At 70.8% G+C, this 11204-nt stretch carries 11 protein-coding genes; 10 read left to right on the top strand and 1 reads right to left on the bottom strand.

The genetic code is table 11. From position 1 onward, the window contains the following. The 3 genes from Q9G87_RS47750 to Q9G87_RS47740 all read left to right on the top strand — a co-directional run. The coding region (locus Q9G87_RS47750) for a family 43 glycosylhydrolase (protein WP_305923307.1) at nt 1-1160 on the top strand (1160 nt) is incomplete at its 5' end. A gap of 6 nt (nt 1161-1166) precedes the next feature. Further along, complete coding sequence (locus tag Q9G87_RS47745) at nt 1167-2462, top strand: ABC transporter substrate-binding protein (protein ID WP_305923306.1); 1296 nt, start codon at nt 1167-1169, stop codon at nt 2460-2462. 163 nt (nt 2463-2625) lie between these two features. After that, the gene (locus Q9G87_RS47740; RefSeq protein WP_305923305.1) at nt 2626-4041 is read left to right on the top strand and encodes a hypothetical protein; all 1416 of its coding nucleotides are present in this window, start codon (nt 2626-2628) and stop codon (nt 4039-4041) included. Nucleotides 4042-4088: 47 nt separating this feature from the next. On the opposite strand, the gene Q9G87_RS47735 is transcribed toward Q9G87_RS47740, so the two are convergent. Then, nucleotides 4089-5429, bottom strand: a complete 1341-nt coding sequence (locus tag Q9G87_RS47735) for a lipase family protein (RefSeq protein ID WP_305923304.1) — start codon at nt 5427-5429, stop codon at nt 4089-4091. Between the two features lie 326 nt (nt 5430-5755). On the opposite strand from Q9G87_RS47735, the gene Q9G87_RS47730 reads away from it, so the two are divergent. From Q9G87_RS47730 to Q9G87_RS47700, 7 genes are all read left to right on the top strand, one after another. Next, complete coding sequence (locus Q9G87_RS47730; protein ID WP_305923303.1) at nt 5756-6208, top strand: Hsp20/alpha crystallin family protein; 453 nt, start codon at nt 5756-5758, stop codon at nt 6206-6208. 23 nt (nt 6209-6231) lie between these two features. After that, nucleotides 6232-6786 (top strand): hypothetical protein, encoded by a 555-nt coding sequence (locus Q9G87_RS47725; protein ID WP_305923302.1) that lies wholly within the window; start codon nt 6232-6234, stop codon nt 6784-6786. 5 nt (nt 6787-6791) lie between these two features. Continuing rightward, nucleotides 6792-7145 (top strand): hypothetical protein, encoded by a 354-nt coding sequence (locus Q9G87_RS47720; RefSeq protein WP_305923301.1) that lies wholly within the window; start codon nt 6792-6794, stop codon nt 7143-7145. A 39-nt stretch (nt 7146-7184) separates the two neighbouring features. Further along, nucleotides 7185-7454 (top strand): hypothetical protein, encoded by a 270-nt coding sequence (locus tag Q9G87_RS47715; protein WP_305923300.1) that lies wholly within the window; start codon nt 7185-7187, stop codon nt 7452-7454. A 125-nt stretch (nt 7455-7579) separates the two neighbouring features. Continuing rightward, nucleotides 7580-8512 (top strand): alpha/beta fold hydrolase, encoded by a 933-nt coding sequence (locus tag Q9G87_RS47710; RefSeq protein ID WP_305923299.1) that lies wholly within the window; start codon nt 7580-7582, stop codon nt 8510-8512. Between the two features lie 101 nt (nt 8513-8613). After that, entirely contained in the window at nt 8614-10002 is a 1389-nt protein-coding gene (locus Q9G87_RS47705) for a family 2B encapsulin nanocompartment shell protein (RefSeq protein WP_305923298.1), read from the top strand. A gap of 28 nt (nt 10003-10030) precedes the next feature. Then, nucleotides 10031-11185, top strand: a complete 1155-nt coding sequence (locus Q9G87_RS47700; protein ID WP_305923297.1) for a family 2 encapsulin nanocompartment cargo protein terpene cyclase — start codon at nt 10031-10033, stop codon at nt 11183-11185. Nucleotides 11186-11204 lie beyond the last annotated feature (19 nt).

The raw sequence follows: 11204 nt of genomic DNA, 5'->3' as shown, positions 1-11204 counted from the left end.
ACCCGGACGTGGGCATCTGCCAGGTCAGCGCCGAGGACCCGCGCGGCCCGTGGAGCGAGCCGCACGTGGTCAAGCCCGGGCTCGGGCTGATCGACCCGTGCCCGTTGTGGGACGACGACGGGCAGGCGTACCTGGTGCACGGCTGGGCCAGGAGCCGCGCCGGGATCAACAACCGGCTCACCCTGCACCGCATGTCGCCCGACGCCCGCACCGTGCTGGACGACGGCACGCTGATCATCGACGCCGACCTGCTGCCGGGCTACCGCACGCTGGAGGGCCCCAAGCTGTACAAACGCGACGGCGTCTACTGGATCTTCGCGCCGGCGGGCGGCGTGGAGAACGGCTGGCAGTCGGTGTTCCGCGCCGAGTCGGTCTTCGGCCCGTACGAGGACCGCATCGTGCTGCGGCAGGGCGGCACCGACGTCAACGGCCCGCACCAGGGCGGCTGGGTGGACACCCCGTCCGGCGAGCACTGGTTCATGCACTTCCAGGACCGCGGACCCTACGGCCGGGTCGTCCACCTGCAGCCCATGGCGTGGAACGACGGCTGGCCGGTCATGGGCGTCGACGGCGAGCCGGTGCCGGGCGGGCCCATGCCGGTCCCCGGCGGTGCCCTCGGCAGGCCCGCCACCTCCGACGACTTCTCCGGACCCGAGCTGGGGCTGCAGTGGAGCTGGCAGGCCAACCCCCATCCGTCCTGGTGGGAGCTGCGCGACGGCACGCTGCGCCTGGCCTGCGTGCCCGGACCGGACGACCTCAGGCAGCGCCCGTCCGTGCTCGGGCAGCGGCTGCCCGGCGACCCCTGCACGGTTACCACCACTGTGACTCTCGAGGGCGAGGGCCGTGCAGGCCTGGCCGTGGTCGGCGACACCTACGCCTGCGTCGCGCTGGAGAGCACCCCGGACGGCGCCCGCCTGGTCTGCGGGGATGCCGAGCCCGTGCCCGTCGAGGCGGGCGCGCCCATCACCATCGGCGCGCAGATCGGGGAAGGCGCCCTCGTCACGTTCCTGGCCGACACCGGGGACGGCCCGCGCAAGGTCGGCGAGCCCTTCCAGGCCACGCAGGGCCGATGGGTCGGCGCCGTCATCGGCCTGTTCGCCACGGGCAGCGGGACCGGCCAGGCGATCTTCGACGCGTTCACCGTGGACATCGAAAGGTAGGAGCCAATGAGACGACGTGTGGTGCCGGGCGCGTTCCTGGCCGTAGCCGTACTGGCCGTGCTGGCCGGATGCGGCTCGGACGCGGGCTCAGGCGGCAAGACCGAGATCACCTTCTGGGACACCAACGCCGGGCCGTCCCGTACGCCGATCTGGCAGCACGCGATCGCCGAGTTCGAGAAGGCCAACCCGACCATCAAGGTCAAATATGTGGGCGTCCCCATCGCCCAGGCGCCGCAGAAGCTCGACACGGCCATCGCCGGCGGCGGCGTGCCGGACGTGGCCGACATCTCCACCTCCGGGCTGGGCAACCTCGTCGCGCAGAAGGCGCTCGAACCGGTGGACCAGCGCATCGCCGCGAATCCCGCCTTGAATGGCAAGTTCAACGAGGCGCTGCTGACCACCGTCAAGAACGTGGTGCCGGACGGGAAGACCTACATCTTCCCGCTGTCCACGAACGCGGGCGCGTTCTGGTACCGCAAGGACTGGTTCAAGGAGGCCGGGCTGGAGCCGCCGAAGACGTGGAGCGAGTTCTTCACGGCGGTGGACAAGCTGACCAATGCCAAGGAGAACCGGTTCGGCTTCACCATCCGCGGCGGCGCCGGCTCGATCGCCCAGATGCTGGAGGTCGTCTACGGTCAGTCCGGCGTCACGGAGTTCTTCGACGCCGCGGGCAAGTCCACGATCAACGCCCCGCGCAATGTGACGGCGCTGGAGAAGTACGCCGGTCTCTACAAGAAGAACACGCCCGAGGGCGACCTGCAGAACGACTACGTCAAGATGGTCGCCCAGTTCGACACGGCGGGCAGCATCGCCGTCATGCAGCACAACCTGGGCTCCTACCAGGACCACATGAAGGCCCTGGGAGCCGAGAAGGTGGCCTCGTTCTCGGTGCCGAAGTCCGACTCCGGCACCCAGGCCGTGCTGTCCAACCCCGTCGGCGGCGTCGGCGTCTTCGCGGCGGGCGAGAACAAGGACGCGGCGTTCAAGCTCGCCGAGTTCCTCACCTCGAAGGACATGGGCGGCTACATCGCGGAGAAGACCGGTGTCATCCCGGCCAACACCGAGGCGCAGAGCAACCAGGCCCCGCACATCGTCGAGGCACAGCGGGTGATGAACGACCCGGCCACCAAGGTCGTGCAGATGCCCTACCACCTGCCGGAGTTCAACGAGATCACCAAGACCTGGGCGGAGCCGCTGTTCCAGAAGGTGCTGCTCGGCGAGCTGAGCGCCAAGGACTTCCTGGACCAGTTCGCGGCGAAGCTGACCGAGGCGCAGGCCGGATACAAGGAACGGCACGGCTGACGTAGCGGGACAACCGGTGTGGGCCGGATAGGACCTTTACCTGGCCCACCGTCCAACCCCAGCGTATTCATGCCGACACGCACAGTTACTATGTGTCACGTTCGTGCATGTACGCATCGTGCGGGCGCGTCCCAAAAGGAGCGGCCCGTACCGGGGGGATGAAATGAACGACGACGACACCACGGCTGACAGGGCAGAAATCGCAGAGGAGATCGGCACCGAGGCCGAGGAGCCGCTGCTGCACGCGCAGGACGACCCGGTGGCCGCTGCGGCGGTCGACTTGGCCGTGGAGATCGAGCTGCTGGAGAAGGACGACCTCGCCGGCCGTGCGGCCGCCGAGGCTGAGTGGCTGGCGGCCAAGGGGGAGAGCGAACGCCAGATCGCCGAGCTGGATCTCAAGGACCAGGACCGCGTCCGCCGGGTGCAGAGCGAGCTGCGTGCCCTCGGCGCCGACGTCTGGCCGGTCGCCAGATGGTGGGGCTTTGAGATCAGCCTCAACGAGAACGGCGGGGTGCGCGCCGCCGAGATCTCGAAGGCGATCGGTGAGCTCGCGGGCATCGTGCTCGGCGGCTGGCTCGCGCCGATCGTCGAGCGGTCGGTCAAGGGCAAGGCCGACTGGATCACCTCGATCGCCCAGCCGTACGGCGTCAAGCTGGTCTCGTCGTGGACCACGCCCGCCGCGCTCATCCCGGTCCGCGTGGGCGGCGCGCCCGACGGCGACGCCCGGCTGTGGTGGGCGGTCTATGAGCCCGGCGAGGGGTGGAGCGACGACCAGCGGTTCGTCGATCATTTCACGGCCTCGGGACCGGCCGTCGCCGAGTTCAAGGACCGGCTCTACGTCGCCCACCGCGGCAACGACGGCGACTCCGCCCTGTGGTGGACGGCCTACGACGCGGAGCAGGGGTGGAGTGAGGACCAGCGCTTCCCCAAGCACTTCAGCGCGAGCGCGCCGGCGTTGGCGGCGTACGACGGGCAGCTTTACTGCGTGCACCGCGGCGGCGGCGACGACAATCTTTGGTGGACACGGTGGGACGGCTCCAAGTGGAGCCAGGACGTCAAGCTGCCCAAGCACTTCAGCGCGAGCGCGCCGGCGTTGGCGGCCTACGACGGGCAGCTCTACTGCGTGCACCGGGGCGGCGACGACGACAACCTTTGGTGGACCGTCTGGGACGGCGCCAAGTGGAGCGCCGACCAGCGTTTGTCCGGCCACGCCAGCCGGTCCAACCCGGCGTTGGCGGCGTACAGGGGCCACCTCTACTGTGTGCACCGCGGCGCCGGCGAGGACACGTCTCTGTGGTGGACCCGCTGGGACGGCTCGAGCTGGAGCGCCGACCAGCGGCTGCCCGGCCATTTCGCCGCCGAGGGCCCGGCTTTGGCCGTCTACAAGGACCGGCTCTACGTCGTGCACCGCGGCGCGTCGGACCAGAGCCTGTGGTGGGCCTCCTTCGACGGCTCCAGCTGGAGCCCCGATGAGCGGCTGTCCGCACACCACAGCGCCGAGGCGCCGGCCGCCATCGCCTACCGCGACAAGAACGCCACCCGCGACCAGCTCCTGGTCGTGCACCGAGGCAACCGCTGAGGCGCCGGGTGCCGGCTCCGCCGAGCCGGCACCCCCTCAGGGGCCGCTCACCAGCCGGCCAGCTGCGCCACGAACCACTCGACCAGCGCCTTGGAGACCGCACCGTGGGGGTGGTTGCCGGTGTCGCAGCAGAACGTGTCGAGGAACGTGTCGTCCTTGGACAGCTCCCGCAGGTCGGTGTAGAGGTCGGCCTGCCAGTGGCGCGGATCCCTGGCCAGCGCGACCGCGCTGACCGACGGGACGAAGCAGGTGCCGCGGAAGCGGTCCTGGACGGGCAGTCCCATCGCGTCGGCGACCCGCCCGAACGCGTCCAGAGTCCCGCCGGGCGCCCCGTCGAACGCGGCCACGTGCGAGGTCGCGCTCGTCCACACCGGCTCGCCGAAGCCGATCGCGCCGACGTTCCGCAGCTCGCCCATGTCGGGTTGGATCCTGGCGACCAGTCGCAGCGGCCCTTCGCCCAGGTCGAGAACGGGCGTGCCGGGCTTCAGATGCGGTCCACTGCCGTCGCCGGTCCCGTTGGCCAGGCCCAGCTTGTAGGGCCGCATCGGGAACCACCCGATTCTGCGGAGATCGTCCAGGAACTCCTTCCGCAGCGGACTGGCGGTCACCTGGCCCGAGTAGCTCGCGCTCTCGGCCCAGGCCCACAGCAGCTGCTGCGCCGCCGGGCTGCGGATCAGCTCGGCCTGCCCGGCCCCGTCGTGCCGCGGCTGCAGCGACTCGTGCAGGTAGGCCAGTTGCTGGAGCACCAGCGGGATCCAGGCGCCGAGGTGCGGGGTGTCGTAGGAGAAGTACTTGTCGGTCTGGTGGTCGATGCGCTCGCTCTCCATGCGGGCCAGTGCGTAGCGGGTGACCAGGCCGCCCATGCTGGCCCCGCCGACCACCAGCGGGGTGTCGCCCTGCCGCTCGGCCAGCGCCCGCAGGACGCACGCGACCGCCACGCCCGCGTTGGCCTGCATGTAGGTCTGCCGCTGGTCGAAGCCCAGCAACACGACGTCGATGCCCAACGTCCGCAACTGGTCGAGGAGGCCGGGGACACCCTTCTCGTACGGGGCGTTGAAATGCCGCCACATCGCGTTCAGGTCGCTGGGCCCGTAGTTGAAGCCGTCGGCGAAGATCAGCGGCCGGGCCAGCGCGGAGTGTGCCTCCGCCAGGTAGACGTGGGCCCGGCCGGTCGCGATGTGCCCCCGATGCGGCTTGTCGCCCACGAGCTCCCACACGAAGTCGGGCCTGGCCGCCTCGCCCGCGCCGGAGCTCGGCGCCGGCGGGGTGGCGAACCACACCCCCGGGTCGCCGAGCGCGCTCGCCACCCGCTGGACCTGCTCCGGGGTCAGGCTGCTCTCGATGGTCCTGGCGTTGATCTCGACGTCGATCCTGGGTTCCTCTGCCATGGTGGATCCCCTCCCACCTGCTCAATGACGTGTGATCACTCACAGTAATCGAGCAGGTGGGAGGGGTGGCGGCGGCCGGGGCCCCGGCGCGTCACCCGGCCGCACGGAATTGCCGCGCGGTACGAGAGGTGTTGATCGAGTCCTGACATGGGTCGTAAGGAGGTCGCCGCCGGGTATGTCAGCGTTGGGGCGTCGTTCGCCAGTCCGTCATGCAATCGCAGCGTCACGTCGTTTGCGGGCAGTCGCGGGGGTAGAGGCGCAATGAATGAAGCAAGCAGGGACGATCAGTTCCTGGGGTCACGGAGGTGAGAGTGATGGGTCTGCCCATGAGGCGAAATCGGGCACCCGTTCCGTTGGGCGGTGCCTGGCCGGCCCGGTCGTGGGATCCCTTCACGGAGTTCCAGCAGTTGTGGGATCAGATGGGGCGGCTGTTCGAGCAGAGTGCCGAGACCGATATCACCGGCTGGCGGCCGCTCGCCGAGACCGAGGAGACGCCGGAGGCGTACGTCGTGCGCACCGAGCTGCCCGGACTCAAGCGCGAGGACGTCAACGTCGAGGTCAACGGCAACGAGCTGTGCATCTCGGGGGAGATCAACGAGGAGGAGAAGGACAAGGGGAATATGCTCCGGCGGCGTACCGGGAAGTTCGTCTACCGCACGATCCTGCCGACCGACGCCGACCCGGAGAAGATCGACGGTGAGCTGCACGACGGCGTGCTGACGCTGCGGGTGCCCAAGACCGAGCGGGGCCGCTCCCGTCGCATCCAGATCAAGGGCTGACCGAGCGAGCACGGGGGAGGCGCATGGCCGGGACCCAGGCGTTCTGGATCGACGCCGCGCACGAGGGCACCCAGGAGCGCTACGGGGAGCAGCTGCGCAAGTGGCGGCACGTCTTCACGGCCGCGGAAGGCGAGCCGGGGTCGGGCGGGATCACGCTGGACCCGCTGCACTTCGCGCTGGGCGCGTGGGAGGTCGCTACGCGCCCGATGGCCGAATCGGCCTACGTGCGCTGTCACCCCCGCGTGCTCGACGCGACCTGCCACCGTGCGGAGGAGACGCGCGGCCCGCTGGCCGTGGTCGAGCTCGCGGTCCCGGCTCCATTCCCGCTGCCCGACGGCTGGTCCACCTGGCACCGGCAGAACGGGGACGACCCGGCGTACGTGGCGCCGCCGTACGAGCGGCCGACCGCGCTGACCACTCTGGAGCTGCGGGTGCCGCTGGCGGCCGACCGGCTGCCGACGCCCACCCGGGCGCGGGCCGACGGGCTGCCGAACCTGGACGACGCCCAGGCCTCGCTGGAAGCGCTCGTGGCGGAGCTGAACGACGTCGTCACGCCTTTCCTGCGCGAACTGGACTGATCCCGATGAAGAAGAAATCACACGACGACCCGGACGACGAGTTCTTCGCTCCGGTGCTGCGCGAGCCGCCGCCCCGTGGCCCGGGGAAGGTGAGCGACACTGGCGTGCCGGGTGTGGCCGGCGCCGGCCGGGCCAGTTGGCCGAAGTCGCCGCCGCCCTCGAACGTCCTCGGTATGCGCCTGCTGGCGGCCGCCCTCGCCCTGCTCGCCGGGGTGGTGCTGGCCATGTGGGCACTGCTGGCCGGGCAGGCGGCGCTGGCGATCCCGCCGGCCGTCGTGGCGCTGGGCGCGGCCGCGTACTTGGTCGTGTTCGGCGTGCGGCGGGCCCGTGACGACGGCGGGCCCCCGACGTTCGGATGAGCCGGGTTTCAGGCCTGTCGCCTGGGTGAGGAGAACGGCATGAAGCACCATCCTGAACTGACGCGGCTCATCGACCGTGAGTGCGTCCGGCGGCTGCTGGAGTCGAGGGACACCGACGCCACGCTGGTCTACGTGCGCGGCGATTGCCTGGTCATGCCGGCCGCCGAGGTGGACGACGCGCACAAGAGGCTGGTCATCGCCCGCCGTGACGAGGTCCTGGCCCACCTCCCGGACAGTGGCCTCACCGACCGGGTCCTCGAGGACCTGGCAGATCGGCTGGACAACGTGGTCCGGGATCTGGGCGCCTGACACCGGCAGGCCCTACCCCCGGCGCGGCTCCTCCTTGTGGTGGATGTGGCCTGGGGTCCTGGTCCCAGACGGGGTTCGCTCGCCGGGACGAGGAAACGCGGCGATCGCGCTCCTAGATTCGTGGAGTGAGAACACGGTGGTTGCGCAGGGTCGTCCTGTGGTTCGCGGCCTTGGTCGCGCTGACGGTGGTCGCGGGGTTCGGCTACGAGAGCCTCGCCCGCCAGGGGGACGGCACCCGGCATCCCGCGCCGGGCAGGCTTGTCCGCGTGGGGGAGCACCGTCTGCACATCACCTGTACGGGAGCCGGCACGCCCACGATCGTGCTGGAAGCCGGGCTCGCCGAGTCGAGCGCGAGCTGGGACGACATCCAGCGCCGGCTCTCCGGCGGCTCCCGCGTGTGCTCTTACGACCGGGCCGGCTATGCCTGGAGCGAGGACGGCCCGGGGCCGCGTACGGCCTCGCAGGCCGCAGCGGAACTGCACGCCCTGCTCGCCGCGGCCGGGGAACGCGGCCCGTACGTGCTGGCCGCCCACTCCTACGGCGGCACCATCGTGCGGATCTTCGCCGACCGCTGGCCGGACCTGACCGCCGCCCTGGTGTTGATCGACGTCACCGACGAGACCGCCGACGACGCGCTGGCGGTGTCCCGTCCGCTGATCGCGACCCAGTTCACCGGCTTCGGCCTGCTGGCGCGCGCCGGCCTGCTGCGGCTGGCCGGCGACGCCCTGGTGCCGGCCGAGGCCACCGCCGTGGCGCGGGCCCATGCTCCCGTGGTCTACGGGGGCGGGAGCATGGATGCCGCGCGGGCCGAGGCCTGGTCCAGCCTGGAAAGCGCCGCGCAGGTCAGCGCGACGGTACGGCCGGGGGCATGGGGGGATCGACCGGTCGTGGTCATCATCCCCGCGGGGCAGCCTGCCACCGCGGTCGACCGGGCCCGCCGCCTGGCCACGCTGTCCGGCCGCGGCCGCCTGGTGGTCGCCACCACCGCCGAGCACTACGTGCAGGCCTTCCAGCCTGAGCTGGTCATCGCCGCGATCCGCGACGTCGCCGGCGGTTAGCCCGCCGTAAGCATTCCCTCGCCATCAGGTAACTCTACGGATCGTACTCGCATGAATACGTTCGGTAGTGAGACAGGCCCAAGCGGTGATTGCGAGGGAACATGCCTTCCACGGATGCGCGGTCGAGCCTGGACGTCCGGGCCGCACGCAACCTGGCCACCACCACCAAGACCCGTCCCCAGATGCAGGCCATCACCTCCCGGTGGCTGCTGCGCATGTTGCCCTGGGTGGACGTGCGCGGCGGCACCTATCGGGTCAACCGCAGGCTGACGCACCGGGTCGGGCGGGGCCGGGTGAGCGTGGCGCAGCACGGGGCGGACGACGTGCGCATCATCCCGGAGACGCTCGCGGAGCTGCCCCTGCTGCGCGGCTTCGCGGACGCGGACGTGCTGTCGGCCATCGCCGCGACGTTCACGCCACGGGAGGTCCAGGCCGGCGAGGTCGTCGTCGAGGCCGGCGCCCCCATCACCGGCACCTACGTGATCGCCCACGCTCGCCTCGAGCGGCTCGCCACCGGCCCGTACGGTGCCCCGCTCGCCCTCGGCGTCATCGCCGACGGCGAGCAGTTCGGTGACGAGGCCGTCGGCAAGGAGGACCCGCGCTGGGCGTATACGGTCAGGGCGGCCACCGCGGGGACGATCCTGGTGTCGCCGCTGGCGGAGTTCCAGCGGATCACCGGCAGCTCGCCCGCCCTGCGTGCGCAGGTCGAGCGTTATCAGGCGGTCCTGCGCAAGCCGGTCAACCGCCGCGGCGAGGCGGCGGTCGACATCGCCGCCGGTCACATGGGCGAGCCGGTCATCAACGGCACGTTCGTCGACTACGACCTCCATCCCCGCGAATACCCCCTCAGCGTCGCCCAGACGATCCTGCGCGTCCACACCCGCGTGGCCGACCTCTACAACGAGCCGATGAACCAGCTGGAGGAGCAGCTGCGCCTGACCATCCACGAGATCCGCGAGCGCGAGGAGTGGGAGCTGCTCAACAACCGCGAGTTCGGGCTGCTCCACAACGCCGACTACGGCCAGCGCATCGCCACCTGGTCGGGGCCGCCGACCCCCGACGACCTGGACGACCTGATCAGCATGCGCCGCAAGACCCGCCTGCTGCTCGCCCACCCCAAGGCGATCGCCGCGTTCTTCCGCGAGTGCAACAGACGCGGCCTGGTCCCCGGCAGCACCGAGGTCAACGGCCACGAGATTCCCGCGTGGCGAGGCATCCCGATCTTCCCGTGCGGCAAGATCCCGATCAGCGGCCGGCACACCACCTCGATCGTGGCCATGCGGACGGGCGAGGACGACCAGGGCGTCGTCGGCCTCTACCAGACCGGCATCCCCGAGGAGTACGAACCCGGGCTCAACGTGCGCTTCATGGGCATCGACCCGCAGGCCGTGATGTCGTACCTGGTCAGCGCCTACTACTCGGCGGCCATCCTGGTCCCTGACGCGATCGGCATCCTCGAGAACGTCGACATCGCCGCCCCGCGCTCCTGATCCCATCGACCCCCGGAGGAGATGCGTCATGTCCGCGAACGAGACGACCCCGGCGCTGCGGCTCCCGGCTCTGCCCACGGGCCTGGGCACGTCCACGCTCAGCCTCCGGGCCGCGGATCCGGGGCCTGCCTTCGAGGAAGGGGACGGGCACGAACCTGGCCTGCCCGGAGGCGGGCACCGCTACGACCTCGCCCCCTTGGCCTATCGGGAGCGGCAATGGGGCGACGGGACGTACCCGCCGCTCTACTGCCCCGAGACCGTTCGCGTCGACGACGACCTCGGCGCGGAGGTCGACCGGCGGCTGGCGGCGTGGGCGGAGGGGATCGGCCTGCACGAGGGGCGGATGGAGGAGTTCCGCGACACCGGGTTCGGACGGCTGGCCATGCTCGCCCACGCCGACAGCGACGACCCCGACGAGCTGCTGGTCGCCGCGCAGATGAACGCCGCCTGGTGGGCGGCAGACGACTACTACGCCGACGAAACCGACCTCGGCGCCACGCCCACGGAGTTGCCGCCGCGGCTGGCGCTGGTGATGTCGGCCATGGACCCGCCGCCGCCCGCAGGCGACTACACCCGCCGGCTGGAGGAGGCGATCAAGGCCGACCCCGTCCTGGTCGCGCTGCGCTCGGCCATCAGCCATGTCTCCCGCCACGCGACCCCTTCGCAGGTCATGCGGGTGTGCGGCATCACGTCCCAGATGTACGTGAGCTGGTGCGCGTACGCCGCCTGGCGCTACCTGAAGACGCCGCCGCCGGTCTGGCGTTACCTCGCGGCTCGCCAGCACGACAGCTTCTACACCTCGATGACGCTCATCGACATCGTCGGCGGCTACGTGCTGCCCGCCGACCTCTTCTCCGACCGGCGCTTCCACACCGCGCTCATGCAGGCGGGCACCGCCAGCGTGATCGTCAACGACCTGCACTCGGTCGCCAGGGAGGCGGCCGACGAGCTCCCCGACTCCAACGTGATCCTGCTCATCGCCGCCGAGGACGAATGCTCAATCCGCGAGGCGACCGAACGCGCTGTCTCGCTCCACAACGACTTCGTCAGGGACTTCGAGGCCGGCCAGCGCAGGCTGGCGGCCGTGCCCTGCCCCGAGCTGAAGCGCTTCCTGCGCGGCGCGCAGGCGTGGATGGCCGGATGCCTCGAATGGCACGGCAGCACCAGCCGCTACCAGTCATGACACCGCTCGAAAGGAGCTC

The organism is Nonomuraea turcica (assembly GCF_030718205.1).
Lineage (GTDB): Bacteria > Actinomycetota > Actinomycetes > Streptosporangiales > Streptosporangiaceae > Nonomuraea.
This window is presented reverse-complemented; position numbering and strand designations above follow the sequence as displayed.